Genomic DNA, 21,955 nt, shown 5'->3' with positions numbered 1-21,955 from the left:
ATGTCTGTTTTGAATAATTATAAGGTCACTATTAAAGAGCACCATGTGGATTCTTTGGGTCATATGAACAATGCCACTTATCTGGCATTGTTCGAAGAAGCCCGCTGGGAAGTGATCACCAGTCGCGGTTACGGCTTTAAAGACATTCAAAAAATGAAGCAGGGCCCGGTGATTCTGGAAGTGAATCTGAAATTCCAGCGCGAGGTTTTGCTGCGTGAAACCATCACGATCACTTTGGAGATGCTGGGCTACAAAGGCAAGATCGCCCAGATGAAACAGCAGATGATCAAGGACGATGGCAGTGTGGCCAGCGAAGCGGTCTTTACGTTTGGTCTGTTTGATATGAAAGAAAGAAAACTGATTGAGCCCACTCCGGAATGGAAGCGGGCGATTGGAATGGATTAAGCGGCTTTGGCCAGCGGCAGGGCGACGACGGTGATGTAGAACTTTCCTTTTTCAGTGGCAAAAGGAATCATCATCCCGGCGGAGCCTTGAGCGCACGGCACATTTTGGCCGCTGCCCAAAAGAACTTTCGGCACGGTCATCTGCACGCCATAGGAGCTGATTTCCGCCTTGGCGTTACCAAAGATGATGTTATTGATCTCTCCGACGGCATCCTGATTGTCTTTGTTCAGTTCGGTTTGTTCTTCCATCAGCATCGAGGACACAACTTCCAGGAAGCTGCCTTTATCAAATGAAATGCACAGATGTCCCTGGAAGGCCTGGGACTTGATCTCCACTACAGAAGACACTTCCCCCATCATCGGGTCATGCGGAGACTTGGGGCCGGCTTTTTCCATTTTCACAGAAGCACAGCCAAACTGACCCAGCACATGAGTGGTGGCCTTGATGACAGCATTAATCACCCGCACGTCCACCGCATACTTGGAGGCCGCCGCCGCCGTGGCAGGCTCTTTCGCGCCGGTCCCGTGGTGTTGGGCATTCAGAACAGAAATCATCGCGCTGATCAGTTCATTCGGAGAAACAGGCTTTTTAAAGAATTTTGAAGACTGTAGACTTTCCGGCAGATCCGAAGAGTCTCGTTGTGAGATTACGATCAGCTCGGCATCCTGGGTGTTCTTATAAGTATGGATACCATAAACGAAACCGCCGTCCATCAGGCGCGGCACTTCGGTATCAATCAGCACGACGTCGAACTTTTGGTTTTCGGACTTGATCGCAGCTTCGGCGCCATCCTTTGCACGGACCACCACCGGGGAAAACCCCGAGTTTTCAAGCTGCTTTAGCAGTGGTTCTTTCACCAGTTGCTCAAGCTCACAGTTGTTGTCCACGATCAGGATGTTTTTTCGTGTTTTCATTTCTTTCTTCTGTATGAATTCCATAAACTCTATTCGGTTTAAGATGCGGATTTCTTAACAGGCAGTAATCTTGTCGGGTAACTGTGAGGAAGCCTTTAACTCTATTTATTGTCCAGAACTTCGACGAAATTTCCCAAACAAATTTCCAACAAATTGTCTAATTTCCTACAGTTAAGTCATCTTCTGTTTGTGCCGAATAGTGCGGAACAGGAGTATCGAGAGCATGGGAAAACAGTATTATCTTTCGAACAATGGGACTCATATCGGGCCGTTCAATCTTGAGACAGTTTTAAAAAAGATCGAAAGCCAAGAGAACCAGTGGACGGATTACATCTATGACGAAGCGCTGGGTGAGTGGCTGATGCTACTGGAGCATCCGGAGTTTTCTGCAAAACTGGCTCAAAAGCCCGCGACTCGACCTTCGGCGTCTCCGGCGTCCTTGCTGAGCAAGCTCGCTCTGAAAGACAAAGAATGGTTTATCTTGAAAGAGGGCAATAACTACGGCCCGTTCTGCCAACTGGAGTTGATCCAGATGCTGCAGGAAAAAGCGTTGTACGAGTACGACTACATCTGGCACTCGAAACTTCCATCCTGGAAAAGAGTGGCCGAAGTAGAAGACTTCTCTGCAGAAAGCATCCGTGTGATGAAAGACTCCAAGGAAGCTGACGTGGCTGAGATCTTCTTCCGCCGTCGTCATGTGCGCGCCTCTTATGGTGCGTCTTTGATTGTTCATAACAACAAAACAGTTTTCCGCGGTCAGGCTCTGGAAATCAGTGCCGGTGGGGCGGGTGTCCTGATCGACACTCCGAATCTGCAACCGGGGCAAAGTCTGTTCCTGCATTTTCAGCCGGGCGACGGTGTTCCGCCATTCAATGCGGTTTGCCAGATCGTCAGCAAACAATACGTGAAGGACAGCGGCACGGCCGTAGAGCCGGTGAAGTATGGCGTGAAGTTTACGACTCTGAGCCAGTCCGCCCGTGAATCGATCAAGAATTTCACAACGAAGGCTGCATAAAAGCAGCCTTTGAGAGGATCTTTTGTATGAAAAAGGACTTTCAGCTTCTTGTTGTCGCGGCAGCGTCATCTTTGTTGATGGCCTGCGCACAGAATGTGTCATTCGATCTTCCTGAAACCCAAGACAACTTCGGTCAAAGCATCACGTACAACAACAAGGTGGATATTCTGTGGATCGTGGATAATTCCACATCCATGCTGAAACATCAGCAGCGCTTGAGCGAACAGGTTCCGGATCTGGTCAGCAAACTCAATACATTGAAAATGGACTATCACATGGCCGTGGTGACCACCAGCATGGGGGGCACTTCACCTGATGGCGGGAAGTTTATCGGCAGTCCGAAATACGTGACTTCGAAAACTCCGGATCTGGTCAACAGCCTGAAAAACCGCATGATCGTGGGAGAGGCCGGCAGCAATCTGGAGCGCGGTCTTGAGTCCATGGAAAATGCCCTGTCAGCAAATTATCTGGCCAATGAAGGCAAAGGCTTCTTCCGCAATGACGCCCTTTTGGTGGTGATCGCATTGTCGGATGAGGATGACTTCAGTAAATCCAGTTCTTCTGCCGGCATCACTTATTACACCAATTTATTGGATGGTATCAAAGAGCCGTGGGTGGATGGCAGCCGTTCGTGGGTGTTTAATTTTATCGGCGTCCTAAGTTTGACGTCCCAGTGCAAAACCTTCAATGACTTTGCATCTGCGGGTTTGAGCTATATGGGCTTGGCGGACACTTCCGGCGGGGTGAAAGAATCCATCTGCAGCACGAATCTTTCGTCAGCAGTGGGGAACATCCGTTCACGAATCTATCAGATCCTGACGGACTTTAAGTTGTCAAAAGTGCCTTTGGAAGAGTCCATCACAGTCAGCATCAATGGTGTCAGCATTCCGCGTGACACCACCAATGGTTGGGACTATCTGGCCGCCAGCAACGTGATCCGTTTCTATGGAACTGCGGTGCCCGCTGCGGATGCGTCGATCAAGGTGGATTTCAAACCTAAAGACGCGAACTGATAATACATGCCCTGGGCTTGCATAAGTTCTTCGTGCGAGCCCATCTCGGCCACTTCCCCCTGATTCAGAACAATAATGCGATCGCACTGTTCAATCGTTGAAAGACGGTGGGCAATGATGATGCTTGTACGGCCTTTGGTGATCTCTTTGGTCGCATCCTGAATGATGTGTTCACTTTCAGAGTCAATGTTGGCGGTGGCTTCATCCAGAATTAAAATATCCGGATTGAAGGCCAGAATGCGCGCAAAGGCGATCAGCTGGCGTTCGCCGACCGACAAGTTGGCTCCGCGTTCTGCCACCGGGCTTAGCAGATCGCGGCCTGTGCGGGTCAATAGAGCCATATAGCCGGTTTTTTCACAGGCCATGCGGATTTGTTCTTCTGTGATGCGCGGGTCGCCCAGGCCAATATTGTCGCGGATGTTGCCGCGGAAGATGAAGTTATCCTGCTGAACCACGCCGACGTGGTGGCGGATTTCCTCGCGCGGGATGCTTTCCAGGGCAAGACCATCGACAAAGACCGTCTGCTCCGGGGCATCATAGAATCGCTGCAACAGCGAGATGAACGTGGACTTGCCGCTGCCGGTACGCCCCACCAAAGCCACGGATTCTCCGGCTTTAATGTGCAGGTTGATGTTTTTCAAAACCAGCGGCAGATGGCTTTCGTACTGGAAGTTCAGATTCTTGATTTCCAGTTCCCCCCGCAAAGATCCCGGGCTGGTCAGGGCGGCCAGTTCGTGCTCTTTCGGTTCATCCATCAGCGTGAAAATACGTTCGGCGCTGGTCAGGGAGTTTTGGAACTGCTGGTATTTCTCTAAAATCTCTCGCAATGGCGGGATGAAGTCCTGGATGTTCATCAGGAAGGCCACCAAGGAACCAATGGCGATCGAGTTTTCAGCGCTTAAGTAACCACCGAAATACAAAGCCGAGGTGATGGTCACGGCGTTGAACAGATTCATCACCGGCTGCATCAGGGCATAGGCCTTGATCGAGCGCATATTGGTGTCGCGATAGTCCACCGACAGGGTGCTGAACTTGTCGCGATTGCGGGTGACACGATTGTAGAGCTGAATCACTTTGATGCCGTTCAGATTTTCAGCCAGGAAAGCGTTGATCGTGGAGAGCTTCTTTTTCTGTTCGCTTAGGATCGCACGGATTTTATTTGAAAGGTGGAACGTGGCCCAGATAAAGAACGGCGCCAGAAACAGCGACACCACGGTCAGCTTCCAGGAAATCAGGCTGAGCGCAATCACCACCGACACGATGATCACCGCGTTGGTGAAGACCGAAATCACACCTTCTGAAAACAGTTCGCCCAAGGACATCACGTCATTGGTCAGGCGCGTGACAATGCGCCCGTTGGGTGTTTTGTTGAAGAACTGCATCGGCAGTCTTTGCACGTGGTTCATCAGATCTTCGCGCAGGTGGTACAGCATGCGGTTTCCGAACAACTGGAATAAAAAGGCATTTCCGAAAGAAAACACCGAACGCATGATTTCAAGTGCCAGGTACGCGTAAGCCACTTTGGTGAAAATCGACAGATCGCGACCCACGACACCTTTGTCGATGGCCTGTCCAATCAACAGTGGAATCAGGCGGGCCACGGTGGCGCCGCCGGCGACCGCAAAGATCGCCATGAACAAAAGACCTTTTTCGCGACGGGCATAAGGCCACAGGCGTTTGAACAGAATCGGGTAAGTGACCTTGGTTTTAACCAGGTCCTCATTCATAAAATTATCATTCATGGTGATCCCCCATCCCTTGAATCTGCATGGGTGCATTGAAGAAGAAAGAATAGTCCGTCAGTTGATTACCTGATTTTCATACACTGTTTACTGGCAAGTGCAGAGTCCCTGCCTTGCCTTTGTTTTAGTGTCCAAAGTATTCCTTGGGACGCTATGAAAAACTTCACTGAATCCATTCAATATCTCATTTCACTGGTGACGGAAGATCCACATCTGGAATCGGCCTGGCTGAGCACTCTGGCTCACATGGAGCATCTGGCTGCACAGCAGGTTCTGGGAAATATCTCAGCCTCCACGCCGCGGCACTTTGTGGCCGACATTCAGGAGCATGCCGCCGATGAAGCCCGCCACCGCGATGTCATTCTGTCACTGCGACCTTATCCGCTGGCGAAAGACGGGCGCTATGAAGATCTGCGCCAGCGCCTGCGGTCTGTGGCGGAAAGTTTTGTCTTGGGCTTTTTTGCCAATCCGGTTTTGCTGCAGGCGCAATCCCGCTTTGCTGCCTATGTGCATGGGGCGATCACCATTGAACAGTTTCCTTTTCAGATTTATTCGGCCTACATTGAAGGCACCAGCAGCCCCAGAATTCGCGAAGGCATGCAGGAAGTTTTGGCGGACGAAGTCGGGCACATTCAGCTGGGCAAAAAGTTTTTGGCCACTTTACCAGAGGCAGACCGCCTGTCCCTGCAAGAGCTTCAGGTCATTGAAAAGGAAATGTGTTTGCTGATGGTTCAGCGCATGACCGTACTGGTGCAAGAGTTTCAAAGTCATGAATTCCAGGCAGATCCGGTCATTCGTGCCAGTCAAAAGCTGGTTCGGGTCCTTGCGGACCGTCCGTCTGCGCAGGTGGCCTGGGTTCACGCCTTGGGGCACAGTGAATTGATGGCCTCTTTGCATATGCAGAAGATTTTCATCTCCCGCGATCTGCCGATGCCGGATTTAATGCCCGCACATGTCAGCGATGAATTGCGCCACGCCCGTTTGTTGCAAAGAAGTGTCGTGCTGGAAAGACGCAAATGGCTGGCTGTTCCCGGGTATCGCCAGTTGGAGCGGCGTCTGTGTCATGAGCTGGAGCGCTATCTGACCCGGTATTTCAGTCTGATGATGCGCCAGATTCCGGAACCCGAACAGCTTTATCTGTATGGCGCCTGGGGATTGGAAATGCGGGTGTTCCGTCACTACACCGATCTCATGCGCGGAACTGACAATGTGGGGGTGGCCCAGACAATTTCCGCGATCTTGCAGGACGAGGCCGAGCACACCCGCATGGTGCATGAAGAAATCGGCGACCGGGCCTTTATGGATGCGCAACTTTTGAAATGGGTTCGCCAGACCGAGGAAGTGGTTTTTGAGCACACCGCCAGCCGGGTGCTTTCCCTGATTGCAACCCAGGACCAGATGTCCGAGTTTGCTCCGCTCTATCAGCGCGCGTTCCCGGTGCGAAAATGGAATCGTCACACTGAAACCGAAATGGAGTTGCGATAATGGCGACAGCCTTTCTCTTTCCCGGCTTGAATGCTTTGTTGCGAAAGTCGGATCGTCATCGTTTTTTACATCTGCCAGAAGTGCAGGCGTGTTTTCGTCGGGCCGAAGCGATTATTCAGGAGCGTTTTGGTCATCGTTTCAACTTTAAGGATTTTCTCGAGCTCCCTGCCGAGGATATTTATTCTTTAAAAAACATCAGTTTGGCCGCGGTGGCGATTTGCTGCATACAAACTGGTGTGGCTCGTCGGCTGCGCGAACAAAGCGGTGATCCGGACTGGGTCATGGGATGTTCCCTCGGGGATCTGGCCCGGGCGGTGTTTGCCGGGACGTACACTTTTGAAGATGCCGTCTATAATCACATTCATTTCACCCGCAGCATTGATGGGATTGATAAGATCGGCCGCAACATCGCGGTGCTGGCACCCAAAACTGCGCCGTTTACGGAACAGGACTATGTGTGGTTTGAACAAAACAACGTGGATGTATCCTGTCTGACACCCAGATTTCTGAATATCGGGGGCCGGTATGCTGATCTGGATGAAGTGGAAAGATATGCTAAAGACAAAGGTTGGAACGTCATGCGTATTTTGGATTACCCCGTGCATTCACGCTATATTCTGCCTTATGTGCAGGCGGTGGAAAAGGACTTCGCAAGCGTGCACACTGAGCTTCCTCGCGTGCCGATTTTTTCAAGTCTGAGTGCCCAGCCCCTGACTGATCCCAAACAGATCAAGCAGGAATTTCTATTAAGCATCACCAAGCCCATTCACTGGAGCCGGGCGGTGCAAAAGCTGGCACAGGATCATCAGGTCGATCAATTTGTGAACATCGGTCCTTGTCGCAGTCTTACGGGGTTGATGCGGGAAATTCCGGTGCAGGCGGTGACCGTGGAGGCTTCAGAGTTGCTCATAAGTGCGATTCCGGGATTTGAACTGGCGGGCGTTTAGAAGAACAAAGTCGCCGTGACGGAGCCCTCTCGCAGAAGATAGTAGTTGTAAAGCGCCCCGATCATAAAGCGGCGGCTCAGGGCATACTGGACACCGCCAAAGTATTCTTCTTTGATCTGCTTTTCTTCCAGTTCTTTGGTTTCATAGTTATAGGCCCAGGCCGGGGAATCCTCGACACGTTTGGAACCTGTGAAGATGAATTTTCCCAATGCCAGGGATGCGGTGTAAGTCTGCACCCGGGCTTCATAGGTTTCTTTTTCTTCAACCAGATGTAAATTGGAGTAGCTTAAAATCAGCGAGCTTAAATGCAGGGCCACGTTGTAGGTGTTGACCCGGTATTTGATTATTTTTTTAAGCTCTTCGCTGTATTCCAGTTGGGTTTGATCATCATAGACGGAATAGCCGGCAGAAAAAGGGCCCCAGATCCCGTTGATACCACCTCCCAGAGTGGCATTTTGGCTTTGGGTGTTGTACTTCCCCATGGCGCCGACTTTCAGGCTGTAACGGCGGTGTCCGCTGCCTTTACGATCGACGATATCGAAGGCCGAGGCCAGGGTCAGTTTCTGGTTCGGGTATTTTTCCTGTTTGTGTTTGCGCTCCCAAAGATCATCCATCAGTTCAAAGCCGGGGGCCCCGAAGAAGGTTTCCTCACTGTTGGAAGGGGACAGGGCCGCTCCGACCTTGCCGTTACCCCGAACTATCGAAAAGTCCGCGGAGGGATTGAAATAGATGGCTTCCAGACCCAGACCTTTTTCCGTGGGGACTGCGGATGGGTTGATCTTAATCTGGCTTCCCCCCGGCGCCGGGCTGGCGGGGTCCCGTCGGAACTTGCTGCATTCGTTAATAAGGTAACAATCCGAAAAATCGGCCAGCGCCTGGGAGGCTGTCCAAAGAACTGATATAAGAATGAAAAGTCGCAAACCAGGCATTCATTCAAGGTTAGAAGATGCCCTGGGTTTTGTTAAGGACCGGTGACCAATTTCTGGACAGTCGAGGTTTATTTACAGGGGCGTGGCCCGAGGGCCGGGCCCTGGACTGGTGTGTGTTATAAAGTGCCCATGAAGTCTTTCCCAGTGATTTTGTTCAGCTTAGCGGTTTTCATGATTCCGGCCTTGTCCTGGGCCGGACTGAAAGACATACGCCCTTGTCTGTCAGAGCATATTCACGAGGCCATGGTTCTGAACAAGGAACGAAAGCCCCTGTACATGAAGCTTTCTAACGGCAAGTCCAAGGCCGTTTCAGACAAGCTGATCTGGATGGAGCGAAAGCTGTCTGTGGCAGTCCCGTTTGCTGATGCCTGGGCAGCGCCTTATCAGGCGGCGGGAATTCCTATCCTTTGCCAGGATTTTATTTCGATGTCTGAAACTCCGAAGTTTCAAGCGCAGAACCCTGAAGGCACCGATTCTTTGCACAACTATCGTCGCCCCGATATCGCGGGCATGAAATCCCGCCTGCTGGAGCTTTACAAAGCCAAGGCTTATATGCAGCTGGCAGAATATGCAGATAAACAGATTATCGATTTGGATCAGAAGCCCCGCTACAACTGCATGGTAAAACACATTCTGGAGTCGGTTCGTCGCATGGCGGCCCTGACTCCGGTGCATGCGCAAAAATCAAAAGCCAAAAACAAAGTGTCGAGTGAGTTTCTCTCGCGCACGGTTTTGAGATCTCACATCATGCTTTTGGATGACTCCGCCGAGATTGATGAGGTTGCCGCGCCTTTGCAGGCCGCGGGATTGCCAATCGTCTGCCGGGATGTTCCGTACATTCCCTGGCCGTAACTTTGACCTTTCTGATTCTTAATTTGCCGATAGGACCTTCACCCTAGAGAGTGGGGGGATGACTTACGCATCACGAATATACCAATACTTAGTGGCGTTGTTCTTACTGCTTTCAGCTTCGGTGAGTGTGGCAGAATCCATGTTCAATCGCCGAGCCGCCAATGGACGTTTTCTGTTCGATGTCCTGCTGGAGCAGGCCGTCCCTCGCGAGCCACTGGATCTTATTTTCCGCATGTTTGATTATAACGAAGGCCGCATTCCCAATACTGACTATGCCGTGTTGGTGGACTATTCCCGTCCCAGCACGGAAAAACGCCTGCATCTGCTGGATCTGCGCACAGGGTTGGTGCAGAAGTTCTATGTGGCCCACGGCATCCGTTCAGGCATATTGGAAACACGCAGCTTTTCAAATCTTCCGGATTCCTGGAAAAGCTCCCTGGGTTTCTATTTCGCCAAAGGAACGTACAACAGTCCCAAAAACGGACTGTCGCTTTATCTCGACGGCATAGATCGTTCTAACAACAACTCACGATTGCGCCAGATTGTTTTGCACGGAGCCAGCTACGTCAGTGATGAGTTCATCGCCCGCAACCGGCGTTTGGGTTGGAGCGAGGGGTGTTTTGCCGTGGGACTTGAGCATGTGCAGTACCTGATTGATCTGTTGCAAAGCGGAAGTATTCTGTTTTCCTATCACAAGGACCTGATTGGCTATTCCCGGCGCTATCCGTCCGAGCAGTCATTGATGGGGGACGAGCTGTTGCCTCCCGGAGTCAACCCCCGGCGAACCCCCGGCGAAGGTGGGGGTACGGATTGAAATGAGACACTTAGGATAAAGTTCCTCGCAATAACTCCCGGAATATTCAGTATCCTAAAGCGAATCCGATAATTCCCTACGACTTCAACCTTAGGGGGATCGGACTATGTGGAATAAGCTCTGGAAGACTCGCAGTTATCGCTATAAGACGCTGGCACTCCTTGTCGGCGCTATGATTCCACTGTGGGCGATTGTTCTGTTTTACGTTCTTCCACTGGTGCGTGAAAGCATGTATGAAGACCGCCGCGTGGCGATTCGAGCCACTGTCGATATTGCCACCAAGGTGTTGGAGTTCTATCACGACCAGTATCAGCAAAAAATACTAAGCGAAGATGAGGCCAAGAAGCAGGCGCTGAAAGCTGTGTCGAAGCTCCGCTACAGCGGCAATGAGTACTTCTGGATCAACGATCTTCATCCCACCATGCTGATGCATCCGATCAAGCCGGAACTTGATGGCAAAGACCTGACGGGCTTCAAAGACCCGAATGGCTTCCATCTGTTTGTGGCTTTTGCGGAAAAAGGAAAGAGCGCAGAAGGGGAGGGTTTTGTTCCTTATCTGTGGCCGAAACCGGGTTCTCCGAATCCGGAGCCTAAAATCAGCTTCGTGCGAAACTTCAAACCTTGGCAGTGGATTGTGGGAAGTGGCGTTTACGTCGATGACGTGGAGGTGGCCATCGCCAACTTCCGCAATAAAGTGCTGATCGGTTTCTCGATTGCCTTTGTTGTGGCGTTTGCTTTGTTCTTTGTCTTTGCCAGCCGTTTGATGAACTTCCTGGCGCGCACGGTGAATGACACCAACGACGCCAGTCAGCAGGTGCTGGAGGCTTCCAACATGCTTTCCAGCGCAGGACAAAATGTCGCGCAAGGAGCGGTGGAGTCCGCAGCACGCATTGAAGAAACCATGGGCTCGATCAAAAATCTGAACGAAATCGTCCAGGCCAATCAGGAACGAGCCCGCGCGGCCGCGGATCTGGCAAGGAGCTCTGAAAGTGGCGCGTCCCAAGGGGCCATGGAAGTCAAAAAACTGATTGAAGCCATCAATGTCATGTCGAAGATTTCAGGTGAAATCACTTCGGCCATGGACATCATTGATGATATCGCCTTCCAGACCAATCTGCTGGCGCTGAATGCCGCGGTGGAAGCCGCCCGTGCCGGAGAGCAGGGGAAAGGTTTCGCTGTCGTGGCGGAGGCCGTGCGCAGTCTGGCGCTGAAGTCGGCCCAGGCCGCAAAAGAAGTAAAGTCGGTGATCACCAGCAGCGTGACTCAGACGCAAGTGTCCCTGGAGCTGGCTGAGCGCAGTGACCGCGTGCTTGATGGCATTGTCAGCTCGGTGCAAAAAGTGAATGTGCTGAACCAGGAGATCTCTGAAACCACTTCGCATCAGTCCGAGGGCATACGTGCCATCCATGAGGCGATGGGTTCTTTGGAGCGTCAGACGCAGGCGTTCTCGGCGGCAGCGGAAGAAACCGCCGCCACCTCAGAGGAAATGTCAGCTCAGGCCAACACCCTTCAGCACATGGTGCGCAGTATGGCGACAGAAGTGATCGGAAAGGCCTCTTAGTAGGCCTCGGCCGACATGACGTCTTCAATGATCCCGGCTCTCATCATCATCTCAAAGAGCTGGGCGATTCTTTCCGGGCTGAGAGAGTTGGCGTGCGGGGTCAGGGCTTCTGAAACTGTCCGTCCGGCTGTCAGCGCGCGCAGGATCTGGGCTTCCACGGGTTGCAGTTCCTGCACCAGCACCTTTTGTTGTTTTTTATGAATCAAAAGACACTGCGGCGTGTTCCAGTTCACATCTTCAAACATGTAGGCGGGTTCGAAGCGGTGCTCCCAAATATCATAGACCGCATAGTCACTTTCAAAGAGCTCCATGGCATCTATCATGTGAATTTTCACGTCGTCTGAATTCAGCAGTTCCTGAATTGTTTCAACGGGCAGGGGTTCCGGAGTGGCTGCGTGCTGGACTTCTTTGTAGATCCACTCAAACTTGGCAAGATCCGGCAAAAAAGGAATGCCCTTGGCGGTGGAGGTTTCCTGGATGAATCCCGAAAAAGATTCTCCATAGTCAGCCAGGTTGTAAGCCACTGACGGTTGCGCCTCGATGAACTTTCGGCACAGTTCATTGAAGAAATTGTCGCCCAGAACCCACGCTACGGCGGGATAAGTTTTGCGCAGGGCCTCGGTCAGTCGCACCACATAGGTGCGGTGATAGATCTGGAACGCCTGCTCCAGGCTCAGTTTTCCAGCAGGCTTCAGAAATTCCAGATATCCTGGATCGGCTTCCGGTGCCAGGATGTTTCTTTTAAACAGACTCTGTAGTTCGCTCAGTTTCATAGGAATTCTCCAGAATGTAAGCGGCCTTCATCACTTCGACTTCCAGTTCGCGGAAATCAGGAATGTCATCGTCTCGTTCAATCAGCACCGGCAGGTGACGAACCTGCGGCGCCAGCATTTTAAACAGATCCCATACTTGCGACGGGATTTCCTGGGAATGGGTGTCGTACAGGAAGTCACCGTAATCGCTCGGTCCGGACAGGTGGATTTGTGCCACGCGATCCAGTGGGATGTGGTTCATAAAGTATTTCGGGTCAAAACCATGATTGCGGGAATTCACATAGATGTTGTTCACATCCAAAAGCAGCGCACAGCCGGAACGTTTGCTGACTTCAGAAATGAAATCCCATTCGCTCATGTGGCTGTGATGATAGCTGATGTAAGTCGAAATGTTTTCAAGCACCAAAGCCCGGCGCAGAAAGTTCTGCACAAAATCGATGTTGTTGACCAGTGTTTGCAGACTGTCTTCAGTAAATGGTATCGGCAGCAGATTGTGGAAATTCTGACCCGAGATGGAGTTCCACGACATGTGATCCGAGACAATGAACGGCTCCACACGCTCAATCAGCTCACGCAGTCCCTGCAGATAATCCACGCGAATGCCCTCAGGGGCTCCGATGTTCATCGAAATCCCGTGCAGGGCCACGGGATAGTCCTGACGGATGGTTTGCAGCATCTCCAGCGAGCGGCCGTGGGTGTGAATGTAAGTTTCAGTCTGCGCTTCGAACCACGCCACCTCGGTGGAGGGGCGCTGTTCAAGATAAGGAAAATGCGGGGCCCGCAGGCCCATGCCCACCTTGTGGGAAAAGCTGGAGTTTTGCATGAGGGCCTCTATTTTTTTGGGGCTGTTGGGACGGCTGCGACCTTGGCTTCGCCATCAATTTCAATTTTGATTTTGTCGCCCACAACAAAGCCGCCTTTATCCATGGCCTTGTTCCAGTTCAGGCCGAAGTCCTTGCGGTTGACCTCGCCTTCGGCTTCAAAGGTGACCACACGATTGCCCCACGGGTCAGTGACTGCACCGTTGTAATCGACATCCAGTGTGACTTTTTTGGTGATCCCGCGAATGGTCAGCTCGCCTTCGACTTTGTCGGGTTTGTCTTTTTCGTATTTTACATTGGTGGATTTGAACGTCATTTCCGGGAACTTTGCGACGTCAAAGAAGTCAGGACTGCGCAAGTGTTTGTCGCGGTCCGCTTCGTTGGTGTTCACCGAGTCTGTTTTTACGGTGACCATGATGTCGTTCAGCTTCATGGTTTTTTCGTCGAACTGGAAGCTGCCGGAGACATTGTCAAAGCGGCCTTTGACCTTGGACACCATCAGGTGCGGAGCCGTGAAGGAAACGTTGGTGTGAGCCTTGTCGACGTCAAACTTTGCGGCAAGAGCTGAGGTGGTTACCAGGGATGTGGCCATGAAAGACAAAAGCAGCGCGCGCATACGAGATCCTTTCGATTGTTCATAAATAGGTGCTCCGGGATGGAGACGGTATTCATTAACTGTTTTGGATCGAAAGAAGATTTACAAATTAAGAAGCGGAAAGTTTTTTAGATAAGAACAGAAGGCAGGATAAAATTGTGCAGCGACAGATTTAGGGCAAAAAAAAGCCCGGTGCTTTGTCGGCACCGGGCTTTGAAGTTCAGAACTTAGTAGCTCATCAAAGCTTTCACATCAAGCTTGCCGCCTGACACGGACTTACGATCCAGAGCATTGATCTTGCGAGCAGATCCGATGATCGCCGCTTTCACATCCTGCCAGGATTTTTCCGGGTGAGCAGACCAGTACAAGGCCGCCGCACCCGCAACGTGCGGAGCTGCCATGGACGTTCCATCCCAAGTGGCTTTGAAGCCGAACTTGTCGATCACAGTGTCGCTGTAGCTCTGTGCCACCGTCGTGGAATAAACTTTCACGCCCGGAGCACCGATATCCACAGACTTCTGACCCCAGTTGGAGAATGAACCCAGACGGTCGTTGGAATCCAAAGCCGCCACAGAGATGATGATGTCATGGTCATAAGACGCCGGGTACGCCGGAAGCTTGTCGGTGTCGTTGTCATAGCCCACGCCTTTGTGGCCGTTGCCAGCTGCTGCGATAAACAGCACACCTTTGTCTTGAGCGTATTGAACCGCATCACGCAAAGCCTGATTTTCAGGAGCGCCAGGCTCTTCACCTTCCGAACCCCAGGAATTGTTCATGATTTTTGCGCCGTTATCAACCGCATAGCGGATGGATTTGATCGCATCAGCTGTGGTCCCGCCACCAGTCATGCCGATGAAACGCAAGGACATGATTTTCACGTTCGGAGCCACGCCGGCAATACCTTTGCCGTTGTCACCACGAGCGGCCACGTTACCAGCGCAGTGAGTGCCGTGACCAGGGTTGCCACCTTTGAACAAGCCGTCCAAAGAATCCACGGCAAGATCATAAGGTTTATTGTCGTTGGTCACAAAGTCCCAGCCGATCACGTCGTCGATGTAACCGTTTCCGTCATCGTCGATGCCGTTGTCAGGGATTTCGCCAGCGTTTCTCCAAAGATTTGGCAGAAGGTCTTCGTGTGTGTAGTCGACACCTGTGTCGATAACCGCCACGATCATTTCCGGATTGCCTTTGGTCACTTTCCAGCCGTCAACCACGCCGATATCCAGCATGCCCCACTGTTTGGAGAACAAAGGATCTGCACCTGTCGCTGGTTGCGGAGCGTCAGGAATCGCCGGGTTGTCCTGGCGAGCGGCTGCGCGAAGCTGAGGATTTCTTGAAAGCATTTTTGCCAAAGCGGCACGGCGAAGAGGGTCTTCGATTTTATAGTCTTCCAAAAGAGAGATTTTGTAGTTCGGCTGAACGTACTCGATGGCCGGATTTTTTTCCAAAGATTGAAGGCTCATGCGGCGGGGAGCTTGAACGCGAACCCAGGATTCGCTCAGTTTTTCGACTTTTGCGCCCTGAATTTCCAATTCAACGAAGCCAGGTGCCAGTTTAATAAGCAAATCTTGCTTTTGGGAGCTGGCAGATGCCACTCCGGACAAAACAAGAATGGCAGAAGCAACGTACAGTGCCATCTTCTTCATGTGGGTTTTCTCCTATTGTTTAAGCTCCCTAAAGTTTGTGGTTAAACGACAGGAGAATCAATTTCATTTGGCTCACTTTGGAAAGGTGCGTTGAAGAAATCGGCGAGGGCCGCCAATATATATATCTAGTTGTCAGGATTACGGTTTTTCAGTAACTACTTAATGATAGCTAAATGAAATTGCAGAGGTGTATTTATGCACAATGAACAAGTGCAGGGTTTGGTATCTCACGATGGGATGACCGGAACCCAAGCTGTAGATGATATGTCGCGGGGTTTTGCTTTCACGTCAAAGCTTGATGCTATTGTTGCGTGGGGAAGAAAAAACTCTCTGTGGCCAATGCCGTACGGTACTGCTTGCTGCGGTATCGAGTTCATGTCCGTGATGGGTCCCAAGTATGACTTGGCTCGTTTCGGTGCGGAAGTGGCGCGCTTCTCTCCACGTCAGGCGGACTTGCTTGTCGTTGCGGGAACCATCACTGAGAAAATGGCTCCGGTGATCGTGCGTATCTATCAGCAGATGCTGGAACCTAAGTACGTGTTGTCCATGGGCGCTTGTGCAAGCTCCGGTGGTTTCTATCGTGCTTACCACGTTCTTCAGGGCGTTGATAAAGTCATCCCTGTCGACGTTTACATTCCAGGCTGCCCTCCAACACCAGAAGCGGTGATGGACGGTATCATGGCTTTGCAGCGTATGATTGCGACAAATCAACCTCGTCCTTGGAAAGACAACTGGAAGAGCCCATATGAACAAGCTTGAAAATCTGAAACAGCTTCTGGCTGGCAAATTTAAAATTGAGAACTTCAAGTTCACTCACGCTGTTGGCGATGACGTGATTGAAGTTCCTAAAGAAGACGCTCCGGCGCTTTTGTTGTTCCTTCGTGAAAGCGGCCAGTTCGATTTCCTGATGGACGTGTGCGGTGCGGACTACCCAAGCCGTGAAAAGCGTTTTGACGTTGTTTACAACCTGTTCAACTCCAAAGACTCCTCCCGTCTGCGTGTGAAAGCGCAAGTGGGTGAGGGCGAGTCCATCGGCACTGCAATTCCTGCTTACCGTGGCGCGGACTGGTTTGAACGTGAAGCATACGATATGTTCGGTATCATCTTCGAAGGTCACCCAAACCTGCGCAAGATCCTGACTCACCACCAGTTCGTGGGTCATCCTCTGCGCAAGGACTACGATGCGAACAACCAGCAGGCGTGCACGAACTCCCTGCCGATTCACTTCAACAACGAGCCGGGTTCCCCTGGCGACGTATTGAACGACAAATATCTTCCATTGAACATCGGTCCTTCCCATACGGCGATGCACGGAACTTTGCGTGTGATGGCTGAAATGGACGGCGAGACGATCGTTCGTTGCAACAACGAGATCGGTTACCTGCACCGTTGCTTCGAAAAAATGGCAGAGACTCACCCGTACAATCAGGTGATCCCTTACACCGACCGTCTGAACTACTGTTCTGCTCCGATGAACAACATCGGGTATTGCAAAGCGGTTGAAAGACTTTTGGGCGTGGAAATCCCGCCGAAAGCTCAGGCGATGCGTGTGATCCTGGCTGAACTTTCCCGTATCATCGATCACACGATCGCAATCGGTACCGGCGCGATGGACTTGGGGGCTTTGACCAGCTTCTTCTATATGTTCGGTATGCGTGAAAAAGTTTACGGTCTGTTCGAGAAACTTTGCGGTGCCCGTCTGACAGTATCCATGACCCGTATCGGTGGTATGGCTCAGGATGCGCCGGAAGGCTGGTTCGACGAGGTTCTGGCTCTTGTAAAAGAAATCCGCAAGGGCACAGACGAGATGGCCAATATGGTTATCGACAATAAAATCTTCATCCAGCGTACCAAAAACGTATGTCCGGTATCTGCTGCTGATGCAATTCAGTGGGGTTACACAGGTCCGATGCTTCGTGCCTGCGGTGTGAACCTGGATTTGCGCAAAGCTCAGCCATACTATGGATACGACGCTTTGGATTTTGATGTTCCAGTGGGAACCAACGGTGACATCTATGACCGTTACCTGGTTCGTTTCGAGGAAATGCGTCAGTCCGTTCGTATCATTGAACAAGTCTGCAAAAACGTTCCAGGTGGCGATTACACAATCCGCGACAAAGGCATCGTTCTTCCAGAGAAAAAAGACGTTTACGGCAACATCGAAGGTTTGATGAATCACTTCATGCTGATCATCAAAGGTCTTCGCCCACCAGTGGGTGAAGTTTATGATGCGACAGAAGCAGCCAATGGTGAGTTGGGCTTCTATCTGGTCAGCGATGGTTCCGCGAATCCGTACCGTTTGAAAGTTCGTCCACCTTGCTTTGCGATCTACCAGTCTTTCCCGACTGTGGTTAAGGGCGCGATGCTGGCGGATGCGATTGCAACGGTTGCTTCTATGAACTTGATCGCCGGTGAGCTGGATAGATAAGGATATTGAATATGTTTAAATTGTCTGATTCTGGCTTGGCTGCAGTAAAAAGTGAACTGGCTCGCTACGAGGCGAAAGAGTCCGCTATTATTCCAAGCCTTTACATTGCTCAAAAAGAAAACAACGGCTTCATCACGCCGGAAATCATCCGCACACTTTCTCAGGTGATGGATATTCCGGAAGCACGTATCAATGAAGTGTTTAAGTTCTACACCATGTTCAACCAGAAGCCCGTGGGCAAGTACCACGTGCAGGTTTGCACGAACATCTCCTGCGCTCTTGAGGGCGGTCGTGAGATGGCAAAACACATCTGTCATGAACTGGGCGTGAAGTTCGATCAGGTCACTGCGGACGGTCGTTTCACAGTTTCCAAGGTCGAGTGCCTTGGTTCCTGCGGAACTGCGCCGATGATGCAGGTGAATGACAGCTATCACGAAAAGCTGACTCCTGAGACTGCGATGAACCTGTTGAGAGGTATGAAATAATGTCTGAAGTAAAAATGCTTACAGAATTCTACCACCTGCCTGAATATCAAACTCTGGCGGGCTACAAAGCCAAGGGTGGTTACGAAACTCTTCATAAAGCTTTTAAAATGCAACCTCAGGCCATCATCGATGAAGTGAAAGCTTCGGGTTTGCGTGGTCGTGGTGGTGCGGGTTTCCCGACCGGTATGAAGTGGGGCTTTTTGCCGAAAAATGGCGAGCCACGCTATCTTCTTTGCAACGCCGATGAAGGTGAACCGGGGACTTTCAAGGATCGTATGATGATGGAGCGTGCTCCACATCAGTTGATCGAGGGCATGATCATTTCTGCTTTCGCGATCGGTTCCCACAAAGGTTACATCTATGTTCGTGGTGAATACGTATTCCCGATCGAATGCCTGAACAAGGCAATCAAAGAGGCTTACGCTGCCGGCCTGCTGGGTAAAAACATCCTGGGTTCTGGTTTTGACTTCGATCTGGATGTTTACCGTGGCGCAGGCGCTTACATCTGCGGTGAGGAAACAGGCATGATTTCTTCTTTGGAAGGTCTGAAAGGCCAGCCAAAACTGAAACCGCCATTCCCGGCAGTTCAGGGTTACCTGAGAAAGCCGACCATCGTGAACAACGTGGAGACTCTGGCTGCAGTAACATACATCATTAAAGACGGCGCTCAGGCCTACCGCAAACACGGTACTGAGAAATCCGCTGGTACTAAATTGTTCTCTTTGTCCGGTAACGTGATGACTCCAGGCAACTTCGAAGTTCCACTGGGTTACCCGTTGATGGACCTGATCATGAAAGAGGGCGGCGGTATGAAGCCGGGCCGCAAACTGAAAGCGGTTATTCCGGGTGGTTCTTCCGCTCCGGTTCTGACAGCTGAAGAAGTGGCGAAAGCAAACTTGGATTACGAATCCCTGGCGGGTCTGGGCACAATGCTTGGTTCCGGCGCGGTGATCGTGATCGACGATTCCCAGTGCATGGTTGATATGCTGGGTGTTTTGACTCACTTCTATGCTCACGAATCTTGTGGTCAGTGCACGCCTTGCCGTGAGGGTACAGGCTGGCTGAATAAAGTTCTTCATTCGATTCTGGAAGGCCGCGGCCGTTTGCAGGACATCGATTTGTTGATCAAAGTGGCTGACAACATGAAAGGTAAAACCATCTGCGCGCTTTCCGATGCAGCGGCTTTGCCGGTTCTCAGCTTTGTAACTAAATTCCGTGATGAGTTTGAATTCTACGTTCGCGAAGGACGCTCTAAGGTAAAAGGAACGACATATGCCGAAATGCACCATTAATGGCAAAGAAGTCGAAGTAAAAGAAGGCACGTCGATCATCGAAGCCATGCAACAGTCTGGCGATCGTATCGCTCACTATTGCTGGCACCCGGGATTGTCCGTAGCCGGTGTTTGTCGTCTTTGCATGGTGGAGATCGAAGGAAATCCACGCGTTCAGATCGCTTGTAACACCATGGTTACTGAGGGCATGAAGATCAACAACACGTCTGAAAAAGTGAAAGACGCTGTGAAGTGGGGCTTGGACTTCCACTTGATCAATCACCCGTTGGATTGCCCTATCTGCGATCAGGCAGGTGAGTGCGGTCTGCAAGACCAGTACATGGAGTACGGCAAGTACGATCCTGAAATGGCCGAACACAAACAAAAGAAACACAAGGTTGTAGACCTGGGTCCGACAGTTGTTCTGGATTCCGAGCGTTGCATCCTTTGCTCCCGCTGTGTTCGTTTCACTGAGGAAGTATCCAAAACCAACGAACTGGGCCTGTTCAACCGTGGTGACCGCACTGAAATCGGCACTCACGATGGCATGCCTTTGGATAACAAGTATTCTTTGAACACTGTCGACATCTGCCCGGTGGGTGCGTTGACGTCCAAGGACTTCCGTTTCCGTCAGCGCGTTTGGTATCTAAAAGATGCTGAAACTGTATGTAATGGCTGCTCTACCGGCTGTAACGTAAAAGTCTTCTATAACAAGGAAGGTTTCTTCCGCGTGAAGCCTGTTTATAATGAGCAGGTGAACGGTCACTGGATGTGCGATGAAGGTCGTGACATCTACAAGTTCGTCAACCGTGAACATCGTCTGTTGAAGGCGCAGGTTCGCAATGCTTCCGGCTGGACAGAGATGACAGCAGGGGCGGCGGCGAAGAATGCCAATGAGGTTCTGAAGAACTCACAGGGTGATTCTTTGGCGCTGGTTCTGACGGCTCAGTACACGTTGGAAGAATTCGATGCGATCGTTTCCTCGTTCGTGAACGAGTTCAAAACCAAGAAAGTCTTCTTCTGGATCAACAACAAGGAATCCTTTGAAAGCTTTGACGGATTGTTGTTGCGCGGGGATAAAAACCCGAACACCAAAGGCCTGCTGAAAGTTCTGGAAAAGCACGGAATCACGGCGACCTGGGCGGATCTGACTTCCGGTTTGAATTCCGGAGCGATCAAAACCGTTGTGGTGGCGGGTCCGGAGAACATGAATGCGTTCCCTGATTTCGCAGATCGCGTGAAAGAGCTTTCCAAAGCTTCCAACCTGATCTGGCTGCAGGCGACCAAACAGGACGCTTTGATGGCATTGACTGGCAACGTATGGTTGATCCCGACAAAAACATTTGTTGAGAAAGACGGCACGTTCATCAACCACGCAGGTCTTGAGCAGAAGTTCAAAAAAGCGACGACGATTGTTTCCGAAGCACTGACTTTGACTGAAGCGGCGTTGTTGATGGTTGGCAAGAACCTGGCGATCCCAGCGGTGAGCGCGACGTTCATGCCGAACAATCAGCGTGACGATCAGGTGACACTGGAAGCCCGTAAAAAGAATGAGTTCGTGTTCAGAAGAGGTAGCCTATGAGCGTAATGCAAAACAACTCTGAAAAGTCCAAGTGGTTCCTGCCGGGGATTCTGGGTGGTCTTGCAACGACCATGAAGCACTTGCTGAAGAACTTGTTCAATCAGAAGAAAATGATGACCCTGAACTATCCAGAGGAGAAGTATGAGTACTCTCCTCGTTTCAAGGGCAATCACGTTCTGACGGTTAAAAAAGACGGTTCTTTGCGTTGCACGGCTTGTATGCTTTGCGCGACCAATTGTCCTGCAGAATGTATCAAGATCACGGCGGCGGAACACAACGACCCAACAGTCGAAAAATTCCCGATCAGCTACGAGATCGACATTCTTCGCTGCGTATTCTGCGGTTTCTGTGAAGAAGCCTGCCCGGTGGATGCAATCCGTCTGGGCCCTGAATGGCAGACTCCGGGCGTGAATGGTGCAAACTTCATCTACGACATCAATCACCTGGCATACCGTCCAAATCTTAAGGGCGGCATCCTGACTCACGTCGACGACGAAGAACGCCACAAAGCCGGCATCTAACGGCTGATGAAAATGGCCCATCCGACTTCGTTGTCGGGGCGCCACTTTCTCTCTAAAAGGTGCCTGGTGACTTTTTACATCTACAATGCGTCAAAAAGGGAGTCGAAAGACTCCCTTTTTGTTTGCCCGCACTTCGGTTCCCCTGCCAGACTTAGG

Annotated in this window: 21 protein-coding genes; 14 read left to right on the top strand and 7 right to left on the bottom strand. The window is 51.2% G+C overall.

The features are described from left to right. A complete protein-coding gene (locus BD_RS14215; protein ID WP_011165468.1) occupies positions 1–405 on the top strand; it encodes an acyl-CoA thioesterase in 405 nt (134 codons plus the stop codon). Here BD_RS14215 and BD_RS14210 read toward each other — a convergent pair. Next, entirely contained in the window at positions 402–1,319 is a 918-nt protein-coding gene (locus BD_RS14210) for a chemotaxis protein CheX (RefSeq protein ID WP_226988024.1), read from the bottom strand. The genes BD_RS14215 and BD_RS14210 overlap by 4 nt on opposite strands. A gap of 223 nt (positions 1,320–1,542) precedes the next feature. Here BD_RS14210 and BD_RS14205 point away from each other — a divergent pair, with 223 nt between their 5' ends. Then, the gene (locus tag BD_RS14205) at positions 1,543–2,334 is read left to right on the top strand and encodes a GYF domain-containing protein (protein ID WP_048349779.1); all 792 of its coding nucleotides are present in this window, start codon (positions 1,543–1,545) and stop codon (positions 2,332–2,334) included. Positions 2,335–2,360: 26 nt separating this feature from the next. Beyond that, positions 2,361–3,347, top strand: a complete 987-nt coding sequence (locus BD_RS14200) for a hypothetical protein (protein ID WP_011165465.1) — start codon at positions 2,361–2,363, stop codon at positions 3,345–3,347. Here BD_RS14200 and BD_RS14195 read toward each other — a convergent pair. Beyond that, entirely contained in the window at positions 3,278–5,089 is a 1,812-nt protein-coding gene (locus tag BD_RS14195; RefSeq protein WP_226988023.1) for an ABC transporter ATP-binding protein, read from the bottom strand. The two genes, BD_RS14200 and BD_RS14195, sit on opposite strands and share 70 nt — an antisense overlap. 153 nt (positions 5,090–5,242) lie before the next feature. Here BD_RS14195 and BD_RS14190 point away from each other — a divergent pair, with 153 nt between their 5' ends. Both BD_RS14190 and BD_RS14185 read left to right on the top strand, forming a co-directional pair. Further along, complete coding sequence (locus BD_RS14190) at positions 5,243–6,574, top strand: ferritin-like domain-containing protein (RefSeq protein ID WP_011165463.1); 1,332 nt, start codon at positions 5,243–5,245, stop codon at positions 6,572–6,574. Beyond that, positions 6,574–7,521 (top strand): ACP S-malonyltransferase, encoded by a 948-nt coding sequence (locus BD_RS14185; RefSeq protein ID WP_011165462.1) that lies wholly within the window; start codon positions 6,574–6,576, stop codon positions 7,519–7,521. The genes BD_RS14190 and BD_RS14185 overlap by 1 nt, the downstream gene beginning before the upstream one ends. Here the strand turns inward: BD_RS14185 and BD_RS14180 are convergent. Beyond that, positions 7,518–8,450 carry a hypothetical protein gene (locus BD_RS14180; RefSeq protein ID WP_011165461.1) on the bottom strand — a complete coding sequence of 311 codons (933 nt, stop codon included), beginning with the start codon at positions 8,448–8,450 and terminating at the stop codon, positions 7,518–7,520. The two genes, BD_RS14185 and BD_RS14180, sit on opposite strands and share 4 nt — an antisense overlap. A gap of 129 nt (positions 8,451–8,579) precedes the next feature. On the opposite strand from BD_RS14180, the gene BD_RS14175 reads away from it, so the two are divergent. The 3 genes from BD_RS14175 (at position 8,580) to BD_RS14165 (ending at position 11,677) form a co-directional block, all read left to right on the top strand. Beyond that, the gene (locus tag BD_RS14175) at positions 8,580–9,302 is read left to right on the top strand and encodes a hypothetical protein (protein ID WP_144313788.1); all 723 of its coding nucleotides are present in this window, start codon (positions 8,580–8,582) and stop codon (positions 9,300–9,302) included. Between the two features lie 91 nt (positions 9,303–9,393). Beyond that, the gene (locus tag BD_RS14170; protein ID WP_144313787.1) at positions 9,394–10,116 is read left to right on the top strand and encodes a murein L,D-transpeptidase catalytic domain family protein; all 723 of its coding nucleotides are present in this window, start codon (positions 9,394–9,396) and stop codon (positions 10,114–10,116) included. A 106-nt stretch (positions 10,117–10,222) separates the two neighbouring features. Continuing rightward, the gene (locus BD_RS14165; RefSeq protein WP_011165458.1) at positions 10,223–11,677 is read left to right on the top strand and encodes a cache domain-containing protein; all 1,455 of its coding nucleotides are present in this window, start codon (positions 10,223–10,225) and stop codon (positions 11,675–11,677) included. Here the strand turns inward: BD_RS14165 and BD_RS14160 are convergent. The 4 genes from BD_RS14160 to BD_RS14145 form a co-directional block, all read right to left on the bottom strand. Then, positions 11,674–12,450 carry an HvfC/BufC N-terminal domain-containing protein gene (locus BD_RS14160; RefSeq protein ID WP_050792929.1) on the bottom strand — a complete coding sequence of 259 codons (777 nt, stop codon included), beginning with the start codon at positions 12,448–12,450 and terminating at the stop codon, positions 11,674–11,676. The genes BD_RS14165 and BD_RS14160 overlap by 4 nt on opposite strands. Next, the gene (gene bufB, locus BD_RS14155; protein WP_038448293.1) at positions 12,419–13,273 is read right to left on the bottom strand and encodes an MNIO family bufferin maturase; all 855 of its coding nucleotides are present in this window, start codon (positions 13,271–13,273) and stop codon (positions 12,419–12,421) included. The genes BD_RS14160 and bufB overlap by 32 nt, the downstream gene beginning before the upstream one ends. Positions 13,274–13,281: 8 nt before the next feature. Continuing rightward, the gene (locus BD_RS14150) at positions 13,282–13,887 is read right to left on the bottom strand and encodes a YceI family protein (RefSeq protein WP_011165455.1); all 606 of its coding nucleotides are present in this window, start codon (positions 13,885–13,887) and stop codon (positions 13,282–13,284) included. Between the two features lie 206 nt (positions 13,888–14,093). After that, a complete protein-coding gene (locus tag BD_RS14145) occupies positions 14,094–15,512 on the bottom strand; it encodes a S8 family peptidase (RefSeq protein WP_011165454.1) in 1,419 nt (472 codons plus the stop codon). 237 nt (positions 15,513–15,749) lie between these two features. On the opposite strand from BD_RS14145, the gene BD_RS14140 reads away from it, so the two are divergent. The 6 genes from BD_RS14140 to BD_RS14115 are packed head-to-tail and all read left to right on the top strand — an operon-like array spanning position 15,750 to position 21,799. Continuing rightward, the gene (locus BD_RS14140; RefSeq protein WP_050792947.1) at positions 15,750–16,271 is read left to right on the top strand and encodes an NADH-quinone oxidoreductase subunit B; all 522 of its coding nucleotides are present in this window, start codon (positions 15,750–15,752) and stop codon (positions 16,269–16,271) included. Beyond that, positions 16,258–17,940, top strand: a complete 1,683-nt coding sequence (gene nuoD / locus BD_RS18435; RefSeq protein ID WP_011165452.1) for an NADH dehydrogenase (quinone) subunit D — start codon at positions 16,258–16,260, stop codon at positions 17,938–17,940. The genes BD_RS14140 and nuoD overlap by 14 nt, the downstream gene beginning before the upstream one ends. Before the next feature lie 11 nt (positions 17,941–17,951). Further along, complete coding sequence (locus tag BD_RS14130) at positions 17,952–18,425, top strand: complex I 24 kDa subunit family protein (RefSeq protein ID WP_038448291.1); 474 nt, start codon at positions 17,952–17,954, stop codon at positions 18,423–18,425. After that, on the top strand, positions 18,425–19,717 hold the full coding sequence (gene nuoF / locus BD_RS14125; protein ID WP_011165450.1) for an NADH-quinone oxidoreductase subunit NuoF: 1,293 nt from the start codon (positions 18,425–18,427) through the stop codon (positions 19,715–19,717). Before BD_RS14130 ends, nuoF begins: the two co-directional genes overlap by 1 nt. Continuing rightward, entirely contained in the window at positions 19,698–21,278 is a 1,581-nt protein-coding gene (locus BD_RS14120) for a 2Fe-2S iron-sulfur cluster-binding protein (protein WP_041583615.1), read from the top strand. The genes nuoF and BD_RS14120 overlap by 20 nt, the downstream gene beginning before the upstream one ends. Next, positions 21,275–21,799, top strand: a complete 525-nt coding sequence (locus tag BD_RS14115; protein WP_011165448.1) for a NuoI/complex I 23 kDa subunit family protein — start codon at positions 21,275–21,277, stop codon at positions 21,797–21,799. The genes BD_RS14120 and BD_RS14115 overlap by 4 nt, the downstream gene beginning before the upstream one ends. Positions 21,800–21,955 lie beyond the last annotated feature (156 nt).

The organism is Bdellovibrio bacteriovorus HD100, assembly GCF_000196175.1.
GTDB lineage: Bacteria > Bdellovibrionota > Bdellovibrionia > Bdellovibrionales > Bdellovibrionaceae > Bdellovibrio > Bdellovibrio bacteriovorus.
The sequence above is the reverse complement of the archived record's forward strand: the minus strand, read 5'-3'. Positions and strand labels throughout refer to the sequence as shown.